Origin of the sequence: Shewanella sp. SR1, from assembly GCF_020447145.1 — a bacterium.
Classification (GTDB): domain Bacteria; phylum Pseudomonadota; class Gammaproteobacteria; order Enterobacterales; family Shewanellaceae; genus Shewanella; species Shewanella baltica.
In genome coordinates this window covers 19,602-45,208 of record NZ_JAJAEF010000013.1, presented here as the reverse complement: position 1 = coordinate 45,208, position 25,607 = coordinate 19,602, and the positions used below count along the sequence as shown (strand labels likewise).

Below are 25,607 nucleotides of genomic sequence, written 5' to 3'. Positions count from 1 at the left end.
TGCGTTTAAGGCTTTCGACAGAGCACCACTATGCCTTCAAGCCTTCGCCTTGTCTAAAGCGCGTTGAACTCCCGCTGAATGAACAGATATTTAATACGATTGGTATTAGCAAAAATGCTAAGCCTGTTCATTCGTTGCCCAGCGCAAAATCCCACTTAAACATGGTAAACACAGTAAACGAAAGTAATAGACCCGCACACAGTGAACTGAGGCTGTAGGAAGATCATATGAACATCACAAAAGTACTCGCTATCAATAATTAATATTCAAATCATTAGTCTAGATATAATTCTTTATGCTATAAAAGCCATATATTAAGCAGGGAGATGGAAGCAAAATGCGTGTAGGGAACAGAGTGAAGCTCAGGATGCAGCAGGCATTAAATTTGCCATCAGCATTGATACTTAGCATCGTTTTATTACTCGCATCCATGGCTTACAACATGGCATTCGCCCAAGAAAGCAATGCCGTGCCCGCAGAATCGCAGCCTCAGGCGATAACATTAGCCGCAGAAGACAGTTGGCCGCCCTTTGCCAATCAATTTGGCCAAGGCATTTCCCATCGTTTAATCCAAGCCGCCTTTAAGCAATCGCATATTGAAGTAAATAGCTTAGTCGTGCCCTATTCTCGCGCCTTGATGATGGCAGAAAAAGGCGCCGTAGACGGGGTATTTAACGTCACCCGCGAGAACAGCACTGAACAGCGCTTCATCTTCGGTAAAACCCCATTATTTATCGCCACCGCATCTTTTTATCAAAAGAAACAGAAGCCTATTTTGGCTGATAATAAATGGGCGCTACCTAAAGGCACGGTTATTGGGGTGATTAAAAGCTATGAGTATGGCGATGATTTTCCCAAGTTAGTCAAACAGCAACAGCTCAATATCGTCACCGTCGCTAATCAGCAGCAGCTAATCAATTTATTGTTGATTGGCCGCATAGATGCCGCATTGATGTTTGACTTAGTCGCCAAGGAGAACCTAAAAAAAATGGGCGTGGATGATGATGTCATTCCAGTATTTGCTAACCACAGCAGCGATATTTTTTTGGCATTCTCGAAGGAAAACCCACAGGCGCAGACCTTAGCGACCCAACTCGACGCGGGCTTATCACTGCTAAAAGCCACAGGCCAATACGAAAAATTACTCTTAGTCGCTGACTAATCCCCTATCGCTGCAAGCGAATGATAGATTACCGCTGCGAGCGAATGATCTCTTGATTCACCCAATATAATAGCTGCTTGATGGCCTTAGACAGGATCTGATTCTGGCGCACAATATAACCCAAACTGGTTGTGGGGAATTGCGGCAAAGGGGTGACTTTAGTAGTCAAATTAGCCTTAGTATAAACCGAAAACTCCGGCACGATCGCTACCCCAAACCCCGCCTCGGCCCAATCGATTTGCGCGTCCACACTGCCCACCTCCATAATCCTGTAATTCGGCAAATTCAGCGACGGCAGTGCGGGATCGAGCAATTCACGGGTTCGCGTATCATGGCCCAGTAAAATCAACGTCGGTTGCTCGGCTAATGGCGTATCCACAGAGAGGTTTGCCTGCTGCCATTGCTGTAAATTGTCCCCTATTGCACACCATTTAATCTGCTGTAACTCAGTAAAATGCAGCGGCTGACTCTCCTTTTGCGCGATCACAAACCCTAAATCGGCCTCAGCATTTTTCACCAGTTCAGAAGCTTGGGATGATGTGGTGTTGAGTAGCGAGAAATCGATCCCCGGAAACTCCGCCTTAAAGAGCTGAAACGGCTGGATCAACAATAACCGCGAGATAATGTCGCTGGCGGCAATGGTTAAGGTGCCTTGGCTAAGGTCATTAATCGCATTGAGGTCCGCCTGACAAATTTGCAGCTCCATTAACGTCTTCTGACTGCTCTCTAACAGGCGAAATCCCGCTTGCGTTAATCGAAAAGGATTGCGGTCAATCAGCTTGACTCGAGTGCTTTGCTCTAACTGCTTAATATGCAAGCTAACATTAGGCTGTGTCATGTGCAGTGCCGTGGCCGCTTTGCCAAAATGCTTATGTTCAGCCAAAGTCACAAAGGTCTTTAACCAATGGATATCGAGCATAAAACCTCCTTTTGCTGTGTGTTAGCGTTAATTATAGCCAATGATATATGAAATTCTTATTGAGATGATAACCATAATTAATTTCTCTTATTCAAATGACGGGTCTAGCATAGCGTCTTAATCAATGAGGAGATGTTGTTATGCCGTCGATCGTGGTTGTGGGTGCAAATTGGGGTGATGAAGGCAAAGGCCGCATCGTAGATTATTTAGCCGCGGATGCCGCTGCCAGTATTCGCTTTCAAGGCGGTAACAACGCCGGACATACCGTAGTCAACGACTATGGCACCTTTAAATTACACCAATTACCGAGTGGCATTTTCAACCCTAACTGCATCGCAGTATTAGGTCCTGGCATGGTGATCAGCCCAGAAAAACTCAGCATTGAAATTGCTGAAGTACAAGCGACCGGTGTTGACGTCAAGTTATGCATTTCTGACCGTGCGACCCTGTGCTTACCTTTGCATGCATTAGAAGATACCTTAGAAGAACAACGTCTTGGCGATTTAGCCTATGGTTCAACCCGTCAAGGGATTGCACCTGCCTATGGTGATCGCGTGATGAAAAAAGGCATTTTAGTCGGTTGGTTAAACCAACCTGAAGTGCTGCAAGAACGTATTCAATTTATGCTCGACTGGAAAATGCCACAATTAAAGGCACTTTATCCAAGCTGCGATTTTAATCAAACCGCCGCTGAAATGACCGCATGGTTGTTAGAAGTAACTGCGCCATGGCGTCCATTTATTTGTAATGTGACTGAGCCATTAAAAGCATTACAAAAACAAGATGCAAGCTTACTGTTTGAAGCGCAATTAGGTGCTGGACGCGACTTAGTCTACGGCGAATATCCTTATACCACCTCATCAAACGTGACTGCGGCTTACGCAGGTATCGGTAGTGGTTTACCTGCCCTGCGCCCAGAGCGCGTGATTGCTGTGGCGAAAGCCTTTAGCTCATCTGTGGGTACTGGCACTTTAGTGACAGCTATGGAAGAGCAAGACGCTTTCCGTGAAAACGCCAATGAATTTGGTGCAACCACAGGCCGTCCACGTGACATGGGTTACTTCGATGCTGTTGCCACCCGTAATGGTGTGGAGCTGCAAGCGGCAACTGAAATTGCCCTGACTAAGATTGATTGCCTGTCAGGCATGAAAGATCTGAAAATCTGCGTAGCCTATGAAGGTGAGCACACTGAGAACCCAATTTGGCCACAAACTGCCGCGTTGAGCCCAGTGTATGAGCAAATGCCAAGCTGGAGCGAAGATATTACCGGTTGTCGCACCTTCGAGAGCCTGCCAGTGGCAGCACAACACTATGTTGAACGTATTGAAGCCCTAATGGGTGTGCGCGTTAGCATGGTTTCTGTTGGACCTGAGCGCGATCAAATGATCATCCGCTAGTCGCGAAGTTTACCCTACAAAAAAGCCATATTCGCTTCGGTGAATATGGCTTTTTACTTTTATATCGTTTGTCATTGAAGAATCACTCAAGACCTTGGTAGCTACGATTGACATATCTAGTACTAAGTATTTGATACTCAAATATCGCAGCGTAATAAAATGGCATTACTCTTCGAATACGTATTTATCTATCATACCGACCATACGGCCAATTTCGGGTTTAGTAATAGTGTCATTTGCCCCCAATGCCATCGCCTTTGTGCGGTTATCCTCACTCATTAGGGAAGAAAACATCACAATCGGCATTTGTTGGTATGCCTTGGATTCTCTTAATCGTTTAACCAGATGCATCCCATCCATGCGAGGCATTTCAACGTCCGTGATAACAGCACTGACAAAATCAGAAATAGAGGCATTATCTTGCTCAGCCAGACTCTCAAATTCCATTAGCATTTCAAGAGCATCACCACCATCTTTGGCGGTAATAATGTTGTAACCTGCGCTGCGGAGCGTATTTTCAATCATTTTGCGAATGAAGGCTGAGTCATCGACGATTAAAATCGTTTTCGCTTCACGTTTTGCCAGCATTTTGTCATTTATCAGCACACTCCTATCGAGCGTGACATCGTACTTATCCATACTCAGTTCAGGATTGATATCGGCAATAATCTTCTCAAAATCCAATATCATAATCAGCATGCCATCACGGCGAACCACAGCAACGACACAATCATTTTCACCCGCTTCTAAAAATTGACTCGGTGATTCAACTTGCTCCCACGACACCCGATGAATGCTACGAACGCTATCTATTAAGAAACCATTAATCATCTTATTAAAATCAGTGACGATAACGACTTTGTGGGTTAAATCCTCCGGTGTAGAGATCCCGAGCCAACCTGCAAGATCGACTAAAGGGATCAGCTTTTCTCGCAACGAGAACACCCCCACCATATGCGGCTGAGCATTGGGATAATCTGAGGTTTCTGGCACCCTAATCACTTCCCTCACTTTGGCGACATTGATCCCGTAATGACACACTTTATGGCCTCCATTAGGGAGTATCTTATGCAGATGAAACTCAATAATTTCGAGTTCATTTGTGCCACTTTCGGTCAATATTTCTGATTTTTTTATTTCGCTCATATAAAGCTCTCAACCTAGCAAATCAACTTAAGAAAGGTATTCCAGCTATCAGTATAGGAAGGGATTAATGATTTAGGCACGCACTTAGACACGATAGTGTGATTTTACTGCCTGATTAGCGTGATATTTCTTGATCATGGATTGATCAGAGACTTACTTTTATCGATAAAATAGGAAAACGTCCCATAATCGAATCTCATTGCTTTTTCAGCAGTCACATTTCAATCATGATCAAACTCATCATGCCTGCTGCCAACCTCAAATAGCCTTTGCGCTACACAACCGCGCTTTTGTATCTCTGTTTTAAAGGTTTTTTAGAGGTTTTGTTTAAAGAGATAAGCCGCTAAACTATTGCGCAATAAAACTATCTAAAATAGCCGTAATCCATGCTGCAATTTAGCCCGACCTTCTCCTTCCCAGTGCAAATCTACTATGAAGATACTGATTTTTCTGGCGTGGTGTATCACCCTAACTTTTTGAAATACTTCGAGCGTGCCCGCGAGCATGTGATTGGTGCCGAGCGTTTAAGTGCGTTGTGGCAACAAAACCAACTGGGTTTTGCTGTGTATCGTAGTGATATGCTGTGCCATGAAGGGGTGGAATTTGCCGATATTATCGATGTGCGCACTAAGTTTTACTTTGAGAGTAAGTACCGCACTGTGTGGCAGCAGGAGATTTGGCGCCCACAGGGTAAAAAGCCTGCGGTCACTGCCACAATTGAAATGGTGTGTATGAATCAAGCCCGCCAACTAGCGCCTATGCCGGCAGATTTAATTGCCGTCTTAAGTCAGGGTTTTGTCTCAAATGAACAAAACTAATATTCTTACATAACCTTAACTCGGGATAACGAGTGTCGAAAAATCTAAATTTAACAAAATAAATCAATGCTATAAATGATTAGTTTGAAACAAAAAATCTATTTTATGACTGAATGCGCAGATTTTTGCGCATATCAAGGCGCTCTGTCGTACGCCATAGCGAGCTATGGTTAGACAGTGCAACGCAGAGAGGTCCGAAAAGATGCCTATTCAGCGGCTCTGCTTATCCCGAGCTCAGGTTACATACACTTGCACGCGCGATTTCCTGAGTTGACTTTCGACATAAGCGTAAGCGGCGATTACAAATAGTAGCTGTTACAAAAGTGACTGCAACAAAAGCCTCTGCAAAACCACTTCAAACAACGGCAACTTGAAAAGGTGAGTTAGCAATACACTAAGGCTCTGTTGAGCAGCCTTAGTGACCGTGGGTTAATGAGCATTGGGTTTACATGGCATTGTGCAGCCGGGCCCAGTTCATTTCGAGTTCTGCTGCTCTCATAGGCTTAGCATAATACATGCCTTGTAGGGTATCGACGCCCATAGCGACGAGTATCTCTCTAATTTCAGGGGTTTCAATCCCTTCGACAGTCACCTCATAACCGAGTTTTTTAGCAATATTAATACTGGCTTCGAGGATATATTCCGACGGTTTATCCTGCTCAAGATCCTTTAAAAAGGCTTTATCGATTTTGACTTCATTGACGGGTAGATGCTTCAAGTAAGCCAGTGAAGAATGACCGGTACCAAAATCATCAATTGCAAGCCTCACCCCTAACGCACGAATTTTATCTAAGGTTTCGACCGCCTTAGTTAAATCCGCCATTAAGGTACTTTCCGTAATTTCAATCATTAAAGATTCTGGCGGAAGTTTGTAATGCGCCAATCTCGCCGCAATTTCTTGGGGCAAGGTTTCACTGTCGAGATCCCGTGTAGAGAGGTTGACTGCGACGCACAATTGTATCCCTGCGGCGCGCCATTTTTCCTGCTGCGCTAAAACCTGATCGAGTGCCCATTGGCTCACTAAATCAATCATGCCGGCATATTCGGCTAAAGGGATAAACTCACCTGGAGAAATAACCCCAAGCTCGTCGTGTTCCCAGCGTATCAAGGCTTCAACCTGAAAACACCTTCCCGTCGCAATATCCTGTTTCGCTTGATACACCATATACACTTGATTGCGTTGCAAACCTTTAGGCAAGCTATCGATAATTCTCAGTTCTCTTAACTGTTGAATATCATCATTCTCAGCATAGTAAGCAATCGCGCTACGAGAGTGGCGGGCTTTCTTCAGTGCCAAATCGACGCGACGTAACATCTGGCTAGTATCGGCATGGTGTTCTTGTAAATGTACACAGCCGATTTGAAGTTTAACGCTGACTGGCGTGTTCTTAATGCTAAAAGGCACCTGCAAACGGCCTCTCAAATGGACTAATTGCTCCTCCGTCAACGCTTGCTCGTAATATAGGCAAAATTCATCACCATTGAGCCGTGCGATTAATCTTGGGGATAAACTTAAGGTGTTTAACCGTTCCGCAAATTGCTTTAGCAGGATATCGCCAAACACAAACCCAAAGAGATCATTCACATAGCGAAATCGATAAATATCAATCAGCACTAATGTCCCTTGAGTCAGCGGCATCATGGAGGTCAGCGCACGTTTCAGGCCGACCCGGTTTACCAGTCCAGTCAGTTTATCCTTACCCACGCTTGCGGGTAAGGCCTTCAATAATTCATTTAAGGTATGGTAGAGAGGCGCAAACTCTTGGGGAACGATGCTAAGGTCTAATGCTTGGCGTTCAATCTTTTGTTGTTCTAGCTGGAGACAAAGCTGTGCTAAGAATTTTTGCTGCGACCGTAGCGATCTATATTTTGCCTGCAGTATATACAATGAAAATATCAATAAAATGAGCGAAGCAACAACTAACCCAATTTCGAACATACCTTGGCCCCTGCTTTACCGCGTAAGCTTATTATCAAATGGCACTGCAATTCAGTGTTCACGTGCCATTTGTGTTCCATTTAGGCCTAACGATTATTGGTAACTTTCTCTAATTGAATGGAATTTTTCCATAAATTCATCACTGGCTAAATCATCGGTTGTCACGGGTAAACCGCGGGCGACAAACACACCAAGACGTTGTTCTAACTCAGTGCCTGCACGTAATTCACCGGTATAGAAGGCCGCTGCACGGATAAAGTCGAGATAGGTGACGTGATCGGGCAGATAAGGTAAATCGGCCCAGCGCTCAACCACTTCCATCACTTCGGTAGAAAAATCCCAACTCTTTAACACAGCACGGCCTAATGGCCCCTGCATTTTACGAACAAGCGCACGTAATTGATCAATGCTCGTAAATAAATGCGGCTGCGCCTCAGCTTCGGTCAACACAGGTAAAGCGCCGATGTTATGTACGAGTCCGGCTAAGGTTAAGGTATCAAAATTTAATCGACTGGTTGAATGGCGTTTATTATACATCTGCAACATGGCACAGGCGGCTGCGGTCACATCGATTGAGGTACGCCACACTTCATCCATGACTTCCCACACCATTTCATTGGTGGAAATGAATAATTGCTCCATAGCCACCGAAGTTGCGATGCTTTTAATTTGGATTAAACCAATGCGTGAGACCGCACTGTTAATACTTTCAGCGGGTACGCCTCGACTGTATAAGGCGCTATTGGCCACCTTAATGATACGGGCAGAAATCGCCGCATCTTGGCCGATCACTTCAGCCACTTGTTTAAGGCTAGCATCGGAGCGTCCGACCACTTCTTGCACCCGCATCGCCACTTCCGGCAACGTCGGTAGCACTAAGGCATCATCTTTTAGTTTTTTTAATAAACTGACTAACAGTAGATGTTCGGTAGACATCTTAGCTCCCATCAATCTGTAAACATGAACATTGGATAGTTGGAGTATATCAGCTGACCGTCATTAGATACGTAGAAAAAAGCAACGGACGTTAATAAATTGTATGATTGCGTTATCAATTTTGGCTTAATTATCGGCTTTAATCTTCTGCATCAATCATCACCAGAGCTAAAATATTTCTCGCTGCTTGCTCAAAGCTAAACGCGCTATATTCGTAAAATGTGAAGTACCACTAAAGTTAGTAAGGGCAATTTGCATAACCCTACTTTCATTGTGTAAAATCCCGCCCCCGCGCACTGCGTCATTTATTCATCGATTTTATTAACTAATTTGAGAGTGATTATGTTTAAACCTGAGCTGCTGTCTCCAGCTGGAACCCTGAAAAACATGCGCTACGCCTTTGCCTATGGCGCAGATGCCGTGTATGCCGGTCAGCCGAGATATAGCCTAAGGGTACGTAACAATGACTTCAAAATGGAAAACCTTGCCACAGGCATACAAGAAGCCCATGCGCTGGGTAAAAAGCTGTATGTTGTGAGCAACATAGCACCCCACAATGCCAAGCTGAAAACCTATATCAAGGACATGGAACCCGTAGTGGCGATGAAGCCAGACGCGCTGATCATGTCCGATCCGGGTTTAATCATGATGGTACGTGAAGCGTTTCCCGATCAAGTGGTGCATTTATCCGTACAGGCGAATGCTATCAACTGGGCCTCGGTCAAGTTTTGGCAAACCCAAGGCATCAAGCGCGTGATCCTGTCGCGCGAATTATCCTTAGATGAAATCGAAGAAATTCGTCAACGCTGCCCAGATATAGAACTCGAAGTGTTTGTGCATGGCGCCCTCTGCATGGCGTATTCAGGTCGTTGTTTACTCTCGGGTTATATCAATAAACGCGATCCAAACCAAGGCACCTGCACCAATGCTTGTCGCTGGAAATACGACGTACATGAAGCGCAGCAAAACGACAGCGGCGACATCATTGCCATGCCTAATGCAGTACAAATCGAAACTCCGACAACTTTAGGTGCGGGTGCGCCCACGGATCAAATCTACCTACTACAGGAAGCCAATCGTCCCGGCGAATACATGCCAGCCTTTGAAGATGAGCATGGTACTTATATCATGAACTCTAAGGACTTACGTGCGATTCAACACGTTGAGCGCCTAACCAAAATGGGCATAGACTCACTTAAAATTGAAGGCCGCACTAAGTCTTTCTATTACGTCGCCCGCACCGCACAGTTGTATCGCCGCGCGATTGAAGATGCTTCATCGGGTAAAGATTTCGACCGCAGCCTAATGAATCAATTAGAAGGCCTAGCCCACCGTGGTTATACCGAAGGCTTTTTGCGTCGCCATGTGCATGATGAATATCAAAATTATGACTATGGCTACTCAGTCAGTGACACCCAACAATTTGTGGGTGAACTAACGGGTAAACGTAACCTTGCGGGATTGGCCGAAATCGAAGTGAAGAACAAATTTTCCGTTGGCGACAGTGTCGAGTTGATGACGCCGCAGGGCAATATCAGTCTGACGATTGAACAACTTGAAAATCGCAAGGCTGAAGCGGTTGCAGCGGGCTTAGGTTCTGGGCACACTGTGTATCTGCCCGTGCCAAAAGAAGTCGATTTGAGCCACGGTATTTTGCTGCGTAACCTGCCCCAAGGTCAGGATACGCGCAACCCACATGAACTAGGTTAAGGTCATGGCATTACTGATCGACGATAGCTGCATCAACTGCGACATGTGTGAGCCTGAGTGTCCTAATCAGGCCATCACTATGGGCGAAGAGATCTATGAAATCGATCCCGACCGCTGCACCGAATGTGTGGGTCATTACGACAAACCGACTTGCGTGTCTGTCTGCCCAATTGATTGCATCGACCCAGATCCAAACCGCGTCGAGTCCAACGACGAACTGTTAGTGAAATTTGCCGTGTTAACGCAAAAAGCTTAATCACTTCGCCAGACCGAGTGGTTATCTAACCTCTCGGTCAAATCTACCTCATCCCCGCCTAAAACAATGCAACAGACATGCATATAAACAGTATGCAAAACTATTTAAGCGCATAAATCCGAGCATTCATTCCTGGTTTACTAAAAACACTACTTTAGACTGACTTTGATTTAGTTCTGCCTGTCAAAAAACTAACAGACGGTATTTATCCATTCTTCGCAATTTATAGTTCAAGACATAATGTCGCTTGATAAATCACCACTTTTACAAACATTGTTACTTTAATAGACTGAGAGTTATTATTTTGACGCTTATTTGTACAACTAAAAAATCATTCCAGTAAAAATTCACTCAGGCCCAAATTGTAAATCAAGTGTTACATTTTGATATTGTGAATGAGGTAAGCCTTAAGCATTAAACTGGGCAGGTTGAAAATACCTTCTACATTGGATTATGTCTCGAAGTCCGTGGAGACATAAAAAGAAAATGGAGTTCAACATGCATAAGAAACATTTAATAGCAGTCGCAGTCGCAACGGGACTTGCTTACTTCCCTGTTAACGCTAATGAATACCAAGCGACTATGGTAAGTGTCCCACAATCTAAAGCCATCAAAGATACTTACATCGTTGTATTCAATACCCCAAGTGTTCTTAATCTAAGTAATAACAACACCATAGCTGAATTCGCGGTTAAACAAGCCGAGAGTTTAGTCAATCAATATGATGTCAGAGTGATGAAAAACTTTGGTAATGTGCTCAACGGTGTACTCATCAATGCCAGTGCCCAACAAGTTAAGGCACTGCTTAAAGATCCAAACGTGAAGTACGTAGAACAAGATCAAGTGATGTCAGTAACGCCCATGATGGAAACTAATGCGGACCAACCGAGTCCGACCTGGGGCATAGACAGAATCGATCAACGCAACTTGCCATTGGATAACAACTATCACACGGATTACGATGGATCAGGTGTGACCGCCTTTGTTATCGATACTGGGGTGCTAAATACACACAATGAGTTCGGCGGCCGCGCAAGCAGTGGCTATGACTTTATCGATAATGATTACGATGCGACTGACTGTAACGGTCATGGTACCCATGTGGCGGGGACGATTGGCGGCTCAACCTACGGTGTCGCGAAAAACGTCAATGTGGTGGGCGTCAGAGTGCTCAACTGTTCAGGTTCTGGCAGTAACTCTGGCGTGATTGCAGGGATAAACTGGGTGAAAAACAATGCTTCTGGCCCCGCTGTCGCGAACATGAGTTTAGGGGGCGGCGCCTCCCAAGCCACGGATGATGCCGTCAATGCCGCTGTTGCCGCAGGGATCACCTTCGTCGTCGCAGCCGGCAATGATAATAGTAATGCCTGTAACTACTCCCCAGCTCGTGCCGCGGATGCCATCACTGTCGGTTCAACCACCAGTAACGATTCCCGCTCGAGTTTTTCTAACTACGGGACTTGCCTTGATATCTATGCGCCCGGTTCGAGCATAACTTCCTCTTGGTATACCTCAAATTCGGCGACCAATACCATTAGTGGCACCTCAATGGCATCCCCCCATGTGGCTGGCGTCGCGGCATTATACTTAGATGAAAATCCTAACCTCTCCCCCGCACAGGTGACTAACTTACTCAAGACGCGCGCCACTGCGGACAAAGTCACAGATGCTAAGACAGGCTCACCGAATAAGTTACTGTTTTCACTTGCAAATGATGATGGTGGCTGTGGCAATGATTGCCCCGTTGACGAGACTCAGCTGCAAAATAATGTGGGTATTGCGATCAGTGGAGCCACAGGTTCAGCGACTTATTACTATATCGATGTCCCCGCAAATGCAGCAAGTTTAGGCATCAACCTCGCGGGGGGCTCTGGCGATGCGGATATTTATGTGAGCCAAGGACAAAAACCAACTACGACCAGCTATCAATGCCGCCCATATCAAAATGGCAACAATGAGAGCTGTAATTTCACTGCACCTACGGCGGGTCGTTGGTACGTGATGGTTCAAGGCTATAGCAATTATGCCAACGCCCAACTGACAGCCAGCTACAACCTCAATGGCGGCGGAAATTGTACCGATACGAACTGCTTAACCAATGGCGTACCCGTCACGAATTTAAGTGGAGCAACGGGAACTGAAACCCTGTATAAAATCGTCGTCCCAGCGAATAGCCAACTCAATATTACCACCAGTGGCGGGACAGGAGACGTGGATCTGTATGTCAAAGCAGGGGCTGTCCCAACGACCACCAGCTATGATTGTCGTCCCTATAAAAACGGTAACAATGAAAGCTGTTCGATTACCGTGACTCAAGCGGGAACTTACCATGTGATGTTACGTGGTTATGCTAATTACTCGGGCGTTCAGCTGAGTGCAAGCTACTAGCGAGTGAATCGGTTCAGTAAATGTTGACTCACACTTAAGCCCACTAAGGTAACAACTTAGTGGGCTTTTTAGTGGTTTATTCAGAAGGCAATCTCGCGAAATGGCATTAATCACTTGATTAATAACTTGGAGACTTAGCGAGGATAACCGTTGGTTTTGCTTCGATTTGTAAACGCTCAATCACAGCGGCGAGTTTTGCAATGCTGAGGCGAATTGGGGTCGGCATACTGGCAAATTCGATGCTGAGCAGCAGGTTTTTCACTTCGAGCCCTAATTCTGTATCGCCTTCAATACTCAGCTTTCGCTGGAAGAATAGCGTATCAGGATCTTCTTTTGCTGCTGCCACGAGTATGAGTTCGGCTGAATTGGCACTAAAGGTCACCTGCGCATCGGTTAACGCTCTGACTTGCCACTTGCCATTAAAACTCACCTCAAAGGCTAGGTTTAAGTCTTCCACTTGAATCGCGACCCATTTATCAGTCAAAAATCCGAGTTCATCGTCTGCCGCTTGTTCGGCGAGTAACAGCCCAAGTAATTGGCTGATGGCTTTCGCTTTGAAACTAAAAGGCAACTTAGCGAGGGGAAAGCCGATGGCTTTTGGGGTGAATTCTAAAAGTTGTTGAGCGATTTTTGCGGAAAAAACAGCGGACATGGCGGGAACCCTACAAGAATAAAACATATATATCCCAGTTTATCGGGATTTTATGATCTTAAACCTGTTTTAAATCAATTCATCGCCATTCAATCTTACCTACACTCAGCGGCTATCATTTTATCGGGAGCATCACTATGGAGCTGTTGTGTCCAGCAGGAAATCTGGCCTCGCTAAAGTCGGCATTGCATGCCGGAGCCGACGCAGTGTATCTAGGACTAAAAGACGACACCAACGCGCGCTCGTTTGCAGGATTAAACTTCACCCCCGCAAAGTTGCAAGAAGCCACTGAGCTCACGCAAAAATACGGCAAGAAAATCTTCTTAACCTTAAACACTTTCCCAAAGCCCGGCGAAGAACATCGTTGGTATCAAGCCATCGATCTCGCCGCAAAACTGGGAATGGATGCGTTGATTGTTGCCGATCTTTCTTTGCTCGATTATGCCCATAAACATTATCCACACTTACCGCTGCATTTATCGGTGCAGGCCAGTGCGACCAATCTGGGTGCGCTCAGCTTTTATAAAGAAGCTTTTAACATCGCCCGAGTCGTGTTGCCGCGGGTGTTATCGATGAAACAAGTGCGTGACCTTGCCAAGGTCAGCCCAGTGGATTTAGAAGTGTTCGCCTTCGGCAGTCTATGCATCATGGCCGAAGGTCGTTGCCAGCTGTCGTCCTATGTGACGGGTCAATCACCCAACACGGGCGGCTCTTGTTCACCGGCAAAACACGTGCGCTGGCAGGAGGAAGGACAGAACCGATTAACGCTGCTCAACGATGTATTGATTGATAAATCAGCCCTCGATGAACAGATGGGTTATCCCGTGGTATGTAAAGGCCGTTACATCACGGAAGATCAAGATTCGCCGCAGTATTTGCTCGAATCACCGACCAGTTTAAATACTTTAAGCCTACTACCCGAACTCGCCAAAGCAGGCATAGTGTCGCTAAAAATCGAAGGCCGCCAACGCAGCCCAGCCTATGTTGAGCAAGTCACGAGAGTTTGGCGTCAAGCCATAGACACCTATCTGGATAACCCAGAACTGTACTCGACAAGCCCAAACCAACCCCATTGGGAACAAGCCCTTGCAAAAGTTTCCGAGGGTCAAATCACTACACTTGGCGCCTACGAGCGTGATTGGCAATAAAAGGTTAATGAACAAAGCGCCAGATTAACAAAGGACAAGTTATGCATATTTCCCTAGGCCCGCTGTTGTATTGCTGGCAAAAACAACAGGTCACTGATTTTTATCAGCAAGTCGCCGCGAGTCAAATCCCCTTAGTGTATTTAGGCGAGGCCGTCTGCAGTCGCAGACGCGAACTCAAATGGGGCGATTATCTGGAGCTGGCACGAATGCTCAAGCAGGCGGGTAAAGAAGTCGTGATTTCAACGCTGGCGTTAATCGAAGCGCCATCGGAATACACTGAGCTTAAACGCCAAGTCGATAACGGCGAATTTATGGTCGAAGCGAACGATATGGCGGCGGTCTATCTCGCCAACGAGCACAAGCTGCCCTTCGTCTGCGGCGCGAGTATCAATAACTACAATCGCGCCAGTTTAGACATTTTGCAGCGATTTGGGATGCAAAGGTTTGTGATGCCAGTGGAACTTTCAAAGGCTTGGCTTAGCCAAGTGATCCAACAAAAGCCGTCTTTTGAAGTGGAAGTGCTCGGCCACGGCTATTTACCCCTCGCCCATTCGGCGCGCTGCTTTACCGCTAGGCACAAACAGCTCACGAAAGATCATTGTGAAACAGTGTGCCGTGAATACAGTAAAGGACTAGTCGCGCAAACCCAAGAGCAGCAGCCTTTGCTCAGACTTAATGGGATCCAAACTCAATCCGCTAGCTGTTTAGATTTACGCAGTGAAATAACGACAATGGCAAAGATGGGGGTGGATGTGTTTCGGGTATCACCCAGTAGTTTTGACTGCATCACCACAGCCAATGCCTTGGTCGATGCAATTAACACGCCTGAAAATGCTCAACATTTTGCGATTAGCAGCGACGCGAACCTAGAGACAACCCAGTGTAACGGCTATTGGTTTGGAGAAGCAGGCCTTGCTGTGCATGCCAATCCCTAGCCCGATTCAGAGCCTGATCCTTAGTCTGAGCCAGAGTCTGAACATGAGACTGAGCTTGGGCCTAAACATGAGCCAGAGCTTAATCTAACGAGGAATCTGAGCGGGAACCATAATCTGAATTTAAGCCAACATCGACGTTAACTTAAGGAATGAGTTTAACCAGTGAAGTTTCACTCTTGGCTGGTTCGCTCTTGGCTGGCGTTTAACTGACTAAAAAGCAGCACAGTGGTCCAGCACAATAGACTCCCCAGCCCTATCCATTCCAGTAGGGCTGGCCACCACAAACTAGGACGCGGCAGCTGCAATACCATCTCCTGATAAAACGGCCTATCGCCTTCGGTCAAACCTAAATCCAATTGCGGCGCATACAAAAACGTCATCATGCTGCACAGCACAATGAGGGCTAACAACCCAGTCCAGCGACCAAAATGAGACTTGCCGAAAAAAACTAAAGCTAAGTAGAAAATTGCACTTAAGCTTCCCAGATAGAAAAACCATTTCAGCCCTAAAACGTGCAGGTGATACACGTTCACCGGAAATAATCCCACGCTCGCTAAGGCCAGAAAAGTGCATGCCAGACTGATAAAGAAGGGGTATCCCCAGAAAGATGTCACTTGCTGTAACGAAGACAAGCAATAGAAGACGAGACTTAAACTGCCAAAGAACAATCCCCCGTTGAGGATCACAGCAAAAGACGAATGGCCATAAGTCCCCAATTCGCTTAGGGTATGATTTAAAAAATTAAAGCGATGGGATTCGGCGTCGTCAAATCCTAAAACAGTCATCACAATACCGATTAAAAGCCCAAAGATCCCCAGAAAACCAAACTTAATGGCCAGTGTCGAGCCGCCTTTAATCTTAACCTTCTCTACTTTTGCAGTCATGAATACTTGAGTTGGATAGGAATGATACTAACTTACATGGAAATGAGAAGATTTAAAGCGGCGGGTATCCGCTTTATGAATAATATTTTTACTTTCATCGTTATTAGCGACTTTTTAGTCAGCCTCCAAAACATCAAGATGCTGAGGAAGATCACTATTATCTCTAAGCAGATTTAACTGCTTGTCGCATAAAAATGTGCCGAGCAGCGAAATAGACTGAGCATCACAGTGGCATTCGTAAAGTGTGCTTACCCACGCCGTATAGAAAGTGTTATCACGACAGTCCGCTTAAATCGCACAAAAAACCAACCAATAGGGCTGTAATGCTAAAGTTGCTGATGTTTTTTCGTGCAAAAATAACATCTCAATCGTTTTAACTACATCATCACACAAGCGATTAACTCCTCAGAAACAACAATCCATAACACAATGTTTATAATAATTTTTATCTGAAACCATCCAGAAGTATCGACCTAATATCACCAACAACTTAAGTAAAATAACTATGCTGTTTTGCTGCTTATATCAAACTAACTAGCGAATCGTTTTACATAGACAAGCTAAGCGAGTAATCTTCCCCATTCTCGTTTTTGAGTTGAATTTAAATGCACCTTAATTGGCGTCAACAGCGCGTTACGTGCGGCTATTAATTCAAATTTACCATGTACGACTCGTACTTTAAGGTGTACAAAATTGACTACTGAAAATAAAAATCGAAACATTAAGACGATACTCACCTTTATCGTCCCTTCGCTGATCGGTCTGTTGTTATTTATGACCCCTATCAGCTACAACGATGCGATCACTATTCCAATCGCGATTATCTCTAAAGCACTGCAAGGCGCATTGAGCGGCGTATTAACCCTCATAGTGACCATGATTATCGTGGCTACGGCGCTGGCCTCTTCGCTGTCAAAAGCATTTAAGCCTAAGTTTGTGAGCCAGAATCACTTCCTTAATGCCTTATTAAATGTCAGTCCTTTATGGTTGATCACGCGGATCGTAGGTGCGGTGTTTGTCGTGCTGACCTATTTAGGCTTAGGCCCAGAGGCCATTAACTCCTCAAGCACAGGTGCATTAGTCTTAAACGACTTACTGCCCGTGTTGTTCTCCGTCTTTATCTTTGCAGGTATGTTGTTGCCGCTGCTGCTGAACTTCGGTCTACTCGAACTGTTTGGCACACTGCTAACCAAAATCATGCGCCCCGTGTTCAATCTACCGGGTCGCAGTGCAATTGATTGTATGGCCTCATGGTTAGGTGATGGCAGTGTCGGTATTTTACTGACCAGCAAACAATACGAAGCACGTTTTTATACGCAAAGAGAAGCGGCCGTTATCGGCACAACCTTCTCGGCGGTATCGATTACCTTCAGCCTAGTGGTGATCTCACAGGTTAAATTAGAGCACATGTTTGTGCCCTTCTATTTGACTGTGTGTCTCGCCGGTTTTGCCGCTGCTGTGATTGTGCCTAAATTGCCACCGCTGTCGTGGAAAAAAGACAACTACATCGACGATACCCCACGCATGCCAGATGATGAGTTGATCCCTGCGGGTCACAACGCTTTCTCTTGGGGTTTTGATAAAGCCTTAGAAAAAGCCGCCAGTGCCGGTGGCATCAAAGCCGTTTTGAATGAAGGCGTTAAAAACGTTGTCGATATGGTGTTTGGCATTATCCCTGTGGTAATGGCCATTGGTACGCTGGCGCTGATTATCGCCGAGCACACGCCTATCTTTAACTATCTGGGTATGCCGTTTATTCCATTACTCGAATTACTGCATATCCCCGAAGCCACTGAAGCCTCTAAAACGATTGTGGTGGGTTTTGCGGACATGTTTATTCCGTCAATTCTGGCCAGCTCAATTGAATCGGATATGACTCGCTTTGTGATCGCGGCCTTGTCTGTGACTCAGTTGATCTACATGAGTGAAGTGGGCGCATTGCTTATCGGCAGTAAAATCCCGGTGAACTTTGTTGAGCTCTTCGTGGTGTTTATTCTACGTACCTTAGTGACACTGCCTGTTATCGCGGGTGTAGCGCATTTATTGTTCTAAAAGCTAACGGCAACAATAGCTCAGCTAAAAGGGGAGTCAGGTTAACTGACTCCCCTTTTTTGTAGTAACTCATACACGAACTGACAGTTTTGATTATATCGAGTGACTAAATCGTACAATCTCCACTCGACACCACTCGACACCACACAACTCACTTTGGTACAGAAGTACTTTAAGAATTTCTGGATAGCACTGCTGAAGGATCAAACTTGGTCATTTAATTCTTTAAGTGCTGGCTTATGATGAGCCATGGCATTCGCTCACCGACACGCAGCAAGTCCGTCCTTGGATGCTCGACCGCCCCGTCCATGGGGCGGACGGTCGTCTCGCTAATCACCATGGCTCACCTTTCTAGCATTGGCGTAGTCAGTAAGTTTTAAAGAAATAAACAGCACGTTTTTGGACAAAAACGAGCTAAGTTTTTGCGGGATAATCTTCATTTAGGATAAATAAAAATAATCCAAAGAACTGAATCGTGAGTAGTGATGAACTTAAGGATGCTACTTTTTTCTTACTTTTCTTTACTGTCTGTTATTTAAACTGATGATTAAGATTTCGCTCTAGTTCATTTATAATGGTGAGGAGTGTTGACATGGTGTTGTCGGAAATGACATTGCTATCCCTTACATCTTTTTCAATCATTGATTGAACATCGGATATTTTAGTTAATATCTCAGGCTCAAATTTTTTTAACTTTAACTCAAGACTCAGTCTGGTTATTCTAAATCCTGTTTCACCGAATTTTTGGTTACCAATGATCGGTGTATCTTTGTTGAAAGCGATGGTTAATGTGGTTAGCAACGCGTCTTGAAGTTCTGAGGATAGGTTATAAATGTGGCTTCCTCTTAACTGGGACTTCCATGCGTCAAGAGCGCGATACGCCAACACAACCCCAAGAACAGTCGCAATCGAAGCAAGTACCGACGTTATTACCTGTGCTCTATTGAACCAGATATCAATAGTCGAAGAAGAGTAAAATAAACCGATCAGGAGGCCTACAAATCCTGAAACTAAGATAAACGCTGCAAGTAACATCTTTTTTAAAAGCATGGGAATTTGCTCTGATTCAATAACAATACTGGGCACTTTCTATCAACTAAAGTTTGGTCAATGCTCTGTAGCTGAAAGTTCTTGATCATGTGTTCAAAACAATCTTTGGGGCAAATTATGTTGAAACGTGATCTCTGAATTCAATTTTGTACTCATCCAATGACACACTAGCCTGAAATATATTGCATGATATTTCGTTGGATCTTATAGCTGATATGACTCTTTTCTTTGTATCTTCAGTAGTATAGTAGCCAAGATATACCGCTTTGATCGCGTTTTTAGGTAAATCAGTTAATATGACATCCGCACCGTAAGCATCTTTACCCAGACAACCTTCCTTGCTTAAGAACGCCCTGAACAATCGCTCCTCTTCCTCGTAAGCCCAGTCGCGCGGTTTTTCACATAACAATTTCTCGTAATACCTTTCTTCACCAGGTACAACCTTGCTTCTCTTGTTGGTATAAACTACCGGAATTGGCCTTGTAGGTTGTCCAGCCAAGCTTTCTTGCTTAAAAAATTCGTGCTCTTCATCAAAGCCAATCACCAACCCTTGCCCTTCGTCAGCATAATGTGACCACATCAACAAGTTGTCTTCCGTCCTTGATAGAGAAAGAACTCCAAGATTGTCACTCAAATTAGCAATTAATTCTTGTCCTACGATGAAGGAATGGGTTTTCTTTTGAACATTAGCTATTAGCTCGGCTTTCGTTTTTTCTAGAATCTTTCTATTTTCTTCGGTCTTATCTTCGATAGCTGTGTTTTCCCAAAGCTCATTGAGATCAAAGAGCATTTGCTGTAATAACATATCTCTTTCATTCTTCATATCGATCAATGGCTGACATTCAAATGGATCATTAAGCGACATAAGCGGAGAAAATCTGATCTTAAGATTTTCTAAAACATCAATTCTGTCAATTGGGAGATACTTAAACAACATGCCGATTTTGCCTTTTCACATAACGCCAATTAGGGTGCATCACTACCGTACAATAGCTACTTTGTAGCATTATTAAAATCGGGTCAATCATGGTGTGCCAGTGTTTATCTAGATTCACGCTGCTAACTCGTTTTAGGGCGCTAACTATTTGAATGCTAATTGCAAAAAGCATTCCTATCAGATTTGTGCTGATGTCGAAAAAAAACAACATCAAAATTAGACCTAATATATTGTTGATAAGCTACTCTTGATGTCGTTGATAAAATGGTTCAAATTCACAATCATTCCATTCTGGATATTTATAATCGTCAGTAATACTCATAATTCTGCGGATACTGTCATATGCGGTATCTAAATCAGATATATCACTTAAAATGTGCAAAGAAAATGGTGGTTGAGGATAACTCCCCAAAATATCATTAAACATTCTATCTGCGATTTCACTATCATGATCAGGGCTGATTATTAATGACTCACCAGCACATTTTGCCAACTGGTAATTAATAAAGTGAGCCCACCCTTTATTGGCCTCATAGCCTATGGTGACATTGGGGTTGTGTGTGAAAGCATTCCAACCATTTGGCATAGAGCATGCCACAAAACATAATCGAGGGCTCAATGGGTAAAACAAACAACTTTCTGGACGCTCAATAAAACCTGATTGGAGCACAGGGTTGTCAGTTCGTACAAAGTAATCATCTTTATGAGCAAGAATTAAACACCAATCTCTATTAGCAACAAATGCAAGGTCCCCGCACTGTTGACAGCCTACTCTGTCATGCTGAGGAACGGTGGTCGTATTGTGTATATCCCTTATTTTCCTTTCATATTTCATGTACGAAGGAGTGCGAACTAACTGAGAAAGTAAAAACTGAGCCCATAAAAGTCTTTCATTTTCATCCAGCTCACTTATAGCGACAAGCTTTTCGTAAACAGGAGCTACTTTCGTTTCTAGATCTCTATCTAAAGAATTTTCAATATCCCATGAATATAATCCACGCTTGCGCCCCCATTGTTTCCTACCTTTTGACGTTTTTTTAACAGATGAAGTGTGCTCACAAAATAAGTAAGACACAAACTGTGAATCGTCAGCCCAATACTTACTACTAAACTTAGGTACATAATGCGATAGCGGCTTATTTTTAGACACTTCATTATCTCTGAAATTAACCTTGACTGTGATAAAACACTTTTCATGATCACTATATCAGTATGAATAAGCTTTAACTCTATTACCAATCATTAGGTATGCTTATGCAATTAGCAATGGCTTGTAACTAGTTTTGGGGCAATAGCTTTTTAGCTAAACGAACAGCAGAAGTGTTAATTAAGATTGGCATTGTTGCAACTGTGACCGTTGGCGGCATGAATGCCGTCGTCGAGCCCTCAGGGACGCTTCTTGTTAAATGCAAGGGCGGCGTGTCACAGGGGAAACAATGACAATTCATGCTGCAAACTGACAACAAAGTTATCTTGCTTTGGGGCAGAAGTAAGTTAAATCAACCTGTCGGTTCTAATTGCATCCTAATGTGAATCTTGACAGGTTCAGTCTAGGCTAATCAACCTTTTGTCATCTGCATGTAATCTAAACTTCATCATTCAGTCAAAGCCCCTCACTAAGCTCATATTCGTTAACAGCCTAATAGGGTGAATACGAGATGACAGGATTTAATTTCAAGGAATTTGAAACAACAGCGCAGGGACAGATAAATGACCCCAGCCTTTCACCTCCTATCTTTAACCGCTCGACGCAATCACCTACATCAGTTCCGACATCTGCACCAACACCCTCAAATCGATTCAATTCAGCTTCTTTTACCCCATCCGCATTAACTTCAGACCAGACGGCATCACCCCATACACCAAGCATCACAGTTAACGCCCTCTGGCTATCGGATATCCATTTAGGCTGTAAAGATTGCAAGGCCGACTACCTGCTCAGTTTGCTTGAAACCGTGCGTTGTCAGCACTTGTATCTGGTCGGTGACATAGTCGATTTATGGGCGCTGAAACGTAAGCTGCATTGGCCTGATAGCCACAATAAGGTGCTACAAAAATTCATTGAACTGGCACAAAACGGCACCCAAGTGATTTATCTGCCGGGCAACCACGACGAGCTGATCAAACCCTATGCCGAGCTAAGCCTGTGGAATATCAAAATAGCCCGCCAACATATTCACCACGGGATTGGCGGCCATAAATTGTTGATGCTCCACGGGGATCAGTTTGATGCCGATGTGTGTGTCGGCCGTTTCTACGCCATATTGGGCGACCATTTATATGACTTATTGCTGTTCCTTAATCGCAATCTCCACAGCCTGAGGGAACGCTTAGGTTATCCCTATTGGTCACTGGCAAGTTACATCAAATCCAAAGTGGGTAAGGCTCAAGCCGCTATCGGACATTATCGCCAAGCGGTGCTCAACTATGCCCAGCATTTCGATGTTGATGGCGTGATCTGCGGCCATATCCATCAGCCAGAACTCTCGACTCACCCCAGAGCAGCACAATACTGCACGCCCCAAAGTACACCTGAGCAGCGGAAAATCATCTACGCCAACGACGGTGACTGGGTTGAAAACTGCAGCTTAATCACAGAAACCTTAAGCGGTGAATTACAGCTTTGTCGCTGGAATGAACAGACACTCAATCTCGATATTCTCAGCAGCATAGCGTTAGTGCAACAGCCGCCTGAGACGCACAAAAACCAACAACAAAAAACGGCAGCGCAGCCAATGCCAAACACAAATACCAGCGAAACTCGCCCAAGGGATGTTGCCTAACACTATGAATCAACTAAATAACATGACTCATCAATCAGATAACGCTATGGAACACAATGACCAGACGCTAAACAGCAACCTTAACCATAATAACCATGCCGTGCAGCCACCTGCGCTTAAGGCGAAGAGCATGATTTTTACCGTTGATAATATGGTTGAACAAAATCTGCCGTCGATCAACGACAAACCTTGGCTCGCTAAACCCGCCAAGGCCATGCTGCGTTACCTGCTCAATGAAAAACAATGCAATGATATCGCCAATCAATATGCCTATTTACAGGGGGTGGACTTTGTCGAGCAAGTGCTGGCGAGCTTCGACTTTAGCTTTACCGTGCCCGCCAACGAGATAGCAAACATTCCCTGTGAAGGCCGAGTGGTGATCTTCGCCAACCATCCCATAGGTTCGCTCGATGGCTTAGCGTTGATCAAACTGATCAGTGAAATTCGCCCTGATATCAAAGTCGTAGCCAACGAACTCTTGATGGCACTGGAACCGTTGCACTCAATCTTACTGCCAGTGCGCAATATGACGGGCGGCACACCGAAACAGCATTTAGAAAAAATCCACCAGCACCTGCGTAACGAAGGCGCTGTGCTGATTTTCCCGTCGGGCGAAGTTTCGCGCCTTCGCCCTAACGGCGTGCGTGATACCCAGTGGCACTCTGGCTTTTTAAAGATGGCGATTTCCTGTAATGCGCCCTTACTGCCGATATTTCTAGATGCCAAAAACTCTGCGACCTTCTACGGCGCATCTATGATTTACAAGCCACTCGCCACACTGCTGTTGGTGAAGGAAATGTTCAAGCAGGCCAAACGCAATATGCCGATCCGCATTGGCGAGCTTATTCCCAATGAAGCCGTGCGCTCGATGGACTTTCCACTCAAGACCAAGATAAAACTACTTAAAAATCACTTGTATCGTATCGGCAAAGATAAAGATCCGCTGTTTATCACCCAAAGTGCTATCGCCCACCCTGAATCGCGCCGCGAACTGCAAGCGGCGCTGCAGCAATGCGAACTGCTAGGGGAAACGCAAGATAACAAGTTGATTTATCTATACCAGCACCACGACAGCAATCCTATCATGCGGGAAATTGGTCGCCTGAGGGAAATAGCCTTTCGCGCCGTGGGTGAGGGGTCGGGCAAACGCCGCGATATCGACAAATACGATTCCTACTACCAGCACTTAGTGCTGTGGGATAAAGAGCAATTTGAAATTGTCGGTGCCTACCGTTTTGCCAGTGGCGACAAAGTCTTAGAAAAATACGGCGAAAACGCCCTCTACAGCCAATCGCTGTTTCAATACGCCGACAGCTTTATGCCCTTCGTGAAGCAAGGCTTAGAACTTGGCCGTAGTTTTGTGCAGCCTAAATATTGGGGCAAACGCAGCTTAGATTATCTGTGGTTTGGCATAGGCGCTTATCTCGCCAAACACCCTGAATACCGTTACCTATTTGGCCCAGTGTCTATCAGCAATCAACTGCCCGGCAGCGCCAGAGAAATGCTCGTGCACTTTTACTCGCGGGAATTTGCGCCTGCGCAGCAGATGGCGGTTTCCATGTCGCCCTTTGGTTTATCCAAATCCCAAAAAGCCAAGTTAGATGATTTGTATTTCTCCGAGGATTATCAGAGCAACTTCAAGCAACTCAAACAAGTGCTCGCGAGTATGGGCGCCGCCGTGCCGACGCTCTACAAGCAATATGGTGAGCTGTGTAAGGCTGATGGGGTTAAGTTTCTCGCCTTTGGTATCGATGCCGACTTTGGCGATTGTATCGATGGCTTAGTGCTGGTGGACACCCACAAACTGAAAAGCAAAAAGTATCAACGCTACATAGGCGCGCACTTGCCCGAATCGGAGCGGATGCCAATCACAGCGGATGATGAGCCAGAGGTCCAAGATCTTTGAGTTAAAACTTTGTAATGGGTGTTGGCTAAACATGCACCACTCTGTTATAAGTAACTGTAATGCAGCGCATTAACAGAGTGCATCCTAGGATGCACAAGCTTAACAGGGGATCATCATGCCGATCATTATCGCCGATATTATGAGTACCCGAGTCGTCACGGTTGAAATGGACGACCGATTGACTGTGGCGAAGGAAATCTTCGACCAAGCGAACTTTCATCACTTGTTGGTCGTCGATGAGTATCAACTTGAAGGCGTGTTATCGGAGCGGGATCTATTGCGCGCGATTAGCCCGAACTTGGGCAGTAGCGCCGAAACAGCAAGAGACTTAGAAACCCTGCAAAAACGTGTGCATCAAGTGATGACCCGTAATCCGGTTACCGTTGCGCCTCACATCAATTTAGATACAGCAACCCGCATCTTGTTAGACAATGATATAGGCTGTTTGCCGGTGTTAGAAGACGGTAAATTGGTTGGGATTGTCACTTGGAAAGACTTACTGCGGGCCTATTGTGAATACCGGGCACAAAATCAAAGCGAGTGCTAATCCTAAGACTGCACTCGCTTTTGTTTACAATAACTCAGTTCA

21 protein-coding genes are annotated in these 25,607 nt (G+C 45.1%); 12 read left to right on the top strand and 9 right to left on the bottom strand.

What is annotated here, in order from left to right:
* Positions 1 to 337 precede the first annotated feature (337 nt).
* Positions 338 to 1,162, top strand: coding sequence for an ABC transporter substrate-binding protein (locus KV201_RS13455; RefSeq protein ID WP_226059621.1), 825 nt, complete (start codon positions 338 to 340; stop codon positions 1,160 to 1,162).
* 28 nt (positions 1,163 to 1,190) lie between these two features.
* Here KV201_RS13455 and KV201_RS13450 read toward each other — a convergent pair whose 3' ends face one another.
* Positions 1,191 to 2,081, bottom strand: a complete 891-nt coding sequence (locus KV201_RS13450; RefSeq protein WP_006082669.1) for a LysR family transcriptional regulator — start codon at positions 2,079 to 2,081, stop codon at positions 1,191 to 1,193.
* A gap of 140 nt (positions 2,082 to 2,221) precedes the next feature.
* Here KV201_RS13450 and KV201_RS13445 point away from each other — a divergent pair, with 140 nt between their 5' ends.
* On the top strand, positions 2,222 to 3,478 hold the full coding sequence (locus KV201_RS13445) for an adenylosuccinate synthase (protein WP_006082670.1): 1,257 nt from the start codon (positions 2,222 to 2,224) through the stop codon (positions 3,476 to 3,478).
* Between the two features lie 165 nt (positions 3,479 to 3,643).
* Here the strand turns inward: KV201_RS13445 and KV201_RS13440 are convergent, their stop codons facing one another.
* Positions 3,644 to 4,624, bottom strand: coding sequence for a chemotaxis protein (locus tag KV201_RS13440; protein WP_006082671.1), 981 nt, complete (start codon positions 4,622 to 4,624; stop codon positions 3,644 to 3,646).
* Positions 4,625 to 5,010: 386 nt separating this feature from the next.
* Between KV201_RS13440 and KV201_RS13435 the strand changes: the two genes are divergently transcribed.
* Positions 5,011 to 5,442 (top strand): thioesterase family protein, encoded by a 432-nt coding sequence (locus KV201_RS13435; RefSeq protein ID WP_226059620.1) that lies wholly within the window; start codon positions 5,011 to 5,013, stop codon positions 5,440 to 5,442.
* Between the two features lie 445 nt (positions 5,443 to 5,887).
* On the opposite strand, the gene KV201_RS13430 is transcribed toward KV201_RS13435, so the two are convergent.
* Together KV201_RS13430 and KV201_RS13425 are read right to left on the bottom strand one after the other, a co-directional pair.
* On the bottom strand, positions 5,888 to 7,381 hold the full coding sequence (locus KV201_RS13430) for a bifunctional diguanylate cyclase/phosphodiesterase (RefSeq protein WP_226059619.1): 1,494 nt from the start codon (positions 7,379 to 7,381) through the stop codon (positions 5,888 to 5,890).
* A gap of 93 nt (positions 7,382 to 7,474) precedes the next feature.
* On the bottom strand, positions 7,475 to 8,317 hold the full coding sequence (locus KV201_RS13425; RefSeq protein ID WP_006082674.1) for an HDOD domain-containing protein: 843 nt from the start codon (positions 8,315 to 8,317) through the stop codon (positions 7,475 to 7,477).
* Positions 8,318 to 8,659: 342 nt separating this feature from the next.
* Here KV201_RS13425 and yegQ point away from each other — a divergent pair, with 342 nt between their 5' ends.
* The 3 genes from yegQ (at position 8,660) to KV201_RS13410 (ending at position 12,671) form a co-directional block, all read left to right on the top strand.
* Complete coding sequence (gene yegQ / locus KV201_RS13420) at positions 8,660 to 10,027, top strand: tRNA 5-hydroxyuridine modification protein YegQ (protein ID WP_011847485.1); 1,368 nt, start codon at positions 8,660 to 8,662, stop codon at positions 10,025 to 10,027.
* A gap of 4 nt (positions 10,028 to 10,031) precedes the next feature.
* Positions 10,032 to 10,283: a YfhL family 4Fe-4S dicluster ferredoxin gene (locus KV201_RS13415; protein ID WP_006082676.1), complete on the top strand. Its 252-nt coding sequence runs from the start codon at positions 10,032 to 10,034 to the stop codon at positions 10,281 to 10,283.
* Between the two features lie 498 nt (positions 10,284 to 10,781).
* Entirely contained in the window at positions 10,782 to 12,671 is a 1,890-nt protein-coding gene (locus KV201_RS13410) for a S8 family peptidase (protein WP_226059618.1), read from the top strand.
* A 118-nt stretch (positions 12,672 to 12,789) separates the two neighbouring features.
* Here the strand turns inward: KV201_RS13410 and KV201_RS13405 are convergent, their stop codons facing one another.
* Complete coding sequence (locus KV201_RS13405) at positions 12,790 to 13,323, bottom strand: SCP2 domain-containing protein (protein ID WP_006086907.1); 534 nt, start codon at positions 13,321 to 13,323, stop codon at positions 12,790 to 12,792.
* 137 nt (positions 13,324 to 13,460) lie between these two features.
* Here KV201_RS13405 and KV201_RS13400 point away from each other — a divergent pair, with 137 nt between their 5' ends.
* Entirely contained in the window at positions 13,461 to 14,471 is a 1,011-nt protein-coding gene (locus KV201_RS13400; RefSeq protein ID WP_226059617.1) for a peptidase U32 family protein, read from the top strand.
* 41 nt (positions 14,472 to 14,512) lie between these two features.
* Entirely contained in the window at positions 14,513 to 15,406 is an 894-nt protein-coding gene (locus tag KV201_RS13395) for a U32 family peptidase (RefSeq protein WP_226059616.1), read from the top strand.
* A gap of 170 nt (positions 15,407 to 15,576) precedes the next feature.
* On the opposite strand, the gene KV201_RS13390 is transcribed toward KV201_RS13395, so the two are convergent.
* Complete coding sequence (locus KV201_RS13390; RefSeq protein ID WP_226059615.1) at positions 15,577 to 16,290, bottom strand: hypothetical protein; 714 nt, start codon at positions 16,288 to 16,290, stop codon at positions 15,577 to 15,579.
* 693 nt (positions 16,291 to 16,983) lie between these two features.
* Between KV201_RS13390 and KV201_RS13385 the strand changes: the two genes are divergently transcribed.
* Positions 16,984 to 18,342 (top strand): YjiH family protein, encoded by a 1,359-nt coding sequence (locus KV201_RS13385; RefSeq protein WP_226059614.1) that lies wholly within the window; start codon positions 16,984 to 16,986, stop codon positions 18,340 to 18,342.
* Between the two features lie 531 nt (positions 18,343 to 18,873).
* Here the strand turns inward: KV201_RS13385 and KV201_RS13380 are convergent.
* From KV201_RS13380 to KV201_RS13370, 3 genes are all read right to left on the bottom strand, one after another.
* Positions 18,874 to 19,428 carry a hypothetical protein gene (locus KV201_RS13380; RefSeq protein WP_140393426.1) on the bottom strand — a complete coding sequence of 185 codons (555 nt, stop codon included), beginning with the start codon at positions 19,426 to 19,428 and terminating at the stop codon, positions 18,874 to 18,876.
* Between the two features lie 79 nt (positions 19,429 to 19,507).
* Complete coding sequence (locus tag KV201_RS13375; protein ID WP_226059613.1) at positions 19,508 to 20,329, bottom strand: DUF2971 domain-containing protein; 822 nt, start codon at positions 20,327 to 20,329, stop codon at positions 19,508 to 19,510.
* Positions 20,330 to 20,570: 241 nt separating this feature from the next.
* Positions 20,571 to 21,479 (bottom strand): DUF4238 domain-containing protein, encoded by a 909-nt coding sequence (locus KV201_RS13370; RefSeq protein ID WP_071938382.1) that lies wholly within the window; start codon positions 21,477 to 21,479, stop codon positions 20,571 to 20,573.
* A 508-nt stretch (positions 21,480 to 21,987) separates the two neighbouring features.
* Between KV201_RS13370 and KV201_RS13365 the strand changes: the two genes are divergently transcribed.
* The 3 genes from KV201_RS13365 to KV201_RS13355 all read left to right on the top strand — a co-directional run bounded on the left by KV201_RS13365 (position 21,988) and on the right by KV201_RS13355 (position 25,565).
* Positions 21,988 to 23,112 (top strand): UDP-2,3-diacylglucosamine diphosphatase, encoded by a 1,125-nt coding sequence (locus tag KV201_RS13365; RefSeq protein WP_226059612.1) that lies wholly within the window; start codon positions 21,988 to 21,990, stop codon positions 23,110 to 23,112.
* 4 nt (positions 23,113 to 23,116) lie between these two features.
* Positions 23,117 to 25,018, top strand: a complete 1,902-nt coding sequence (locus KV201_RS13360) for a lysophospholipid acyltransferase family protein (RefSeq protein WP_226059611.1) — start codon at positions 23,117 to 23,119, stop codon at positions 25,016 to 25,018.
* Positions 25,019 to 25,133: 115 nt separating this feature from the next.
* Positions 25,134 to 25,565 carry a CBS domain-containing protein gene (locus KV201_RS13355; RefSeq protein ID WP_071938385.1) on the top strand — a complete coding sequence of 144 codons (432 nt, stop codon included), beginning with the start codon at positions 25,134 to 25,136 and terminating at the stop codon, positions 25,563 to 25,565.
* Positions 25,566 to 25,607 lie beyond the last annotated feature (42 nt).

Excerpts from the sequence above, each read along its gene's own strand:
- KV201_RS13355 (WP_071938385.1), top strand. The coding sequence starts at position 25,134 with ATGCCGATCATTATCGCCGATATTATGAGTACCCGAGTCGTCACGGTT.
- KV201_RS13395 (WP_226059616.1), top strand. The coding sequence starts at position 14,513 with ATGCATATTTCCCTAGGCCCGCTGTTGTATTGCTGGCAAAAACAACAG.
- KV201_RS13360 (WP_226059611.1), top strand. The coding sequence starts at position 23,117 with ATGAATCAACTAAATAACATGACTCATCAATCAGATAACGCTATGGAA.
- KV201_RS13365 (WP_226059612.1), top strand. The coding sequence starts at position 21,988 with ATGACAGGATTTAATTTCAAGGAATTTGAAACAACAGCGCAGGGACAG.
- yegQ (WP_011847485.1), top strand. The coding sequence starts at position 8,660 with ATGTTTAAACCTGAGCTGCTGTCTCCAGCTGGAACCCTGAAAAACATG.
- KV201_RS13430 (WP_226059619.1), bottom strand. The coding sequence starts at position 7,381 with ATGTTCGAAATTGGGTTAGTTGTTGCTTCGCTCATTTTATTGATATTT.
- KV201_RS13450 (WP_006082669.1), bottom strand. The coding sequence starts at position 2,081 with ATGCTCGATATCCATTGGTTAAAGACCTTTGTGACTTTGGCTGAACAT.
- KV201_RS13405 (WP_006086907.1), bottom strand. The coding sequence starts at position 13,323 with ATGTCCGCTGTTTTTTCCGCAAAAATCGCTCAACAACTTTTAGAATTC.
- KV201_RS13445 (WP_006082670.1), top strand. The coding sequence starts at position 2,222 with ATGCCGTCGATCGTGGTTGTGGGTGCAAATTGGGGTGATGAAGGCAAA.
- KV201_RS13400 (WP_226059617.1), top strand. The coding sequence starts at position 13,461 with ATGGAGCTGTTGTGTCCAGCAGGAAATCTGGCCTCGCTAAAGTCGGCA.
- KV201_RS13435 (WP_226059620.1), top strand. The coding sequence starts at position 5,011 with ATGCTGCAATTTAGCCCGACCTTCTCCTTCCCAGTGCAAATCTACTAT.
- KV201_RS13415 (WP_006082676.1), top strand. The coding sequence starts at position 10,032 with ATGGCATTACTGATCGACGATAGCTGCATCAACTGCGACATGTGTGAG.
- KV201_RS13410 (WP_226059618.1), top strand. The coding sequence starts at position 10,782 with ATGCATAAGAAACATTTAATAGCAGTCGCAGTCGCAACGGGACTTGCT.
- KV201_RS13455 (WP_226059621.1), top strand. The coding sequence starts at position 338 with ATGCGTGTAGGGAACAGAGTGAAGCTCAGGATGCAGCAGGCATTAAAT.
- KV201_RS13440 (WP_006082671.1), bottom strand. The coding sequence starts at position 4,624 with ATGAGCGAAATAAAAAAATCAGAAATATTGACCGAAAGTGGCACAAAT.
- KV201_RS13390 (WP_226059615.1), bottom strand. The coding sequence starts at position 16,290 with ATGACTGCAAAAGTAGAGAAGGTTAAGATTAAAGGCGGCTCGACACTG.
- KV201_RS13425 (WP_006082674.1), bottom strand. The coding sequence starts at position 8,317 with ATGTCTACCGAACATCTACTGTTAGTCAGTTTATTAAAAAAACTAAAA.
- KV201_RS13375 (WP_226059613.1), bottom strand. The coding sequence starts at position 20,329 with ATGTTGTTTAAGTATCTCCCAATTGACAGAATTGATGTTTTAGAAAAT.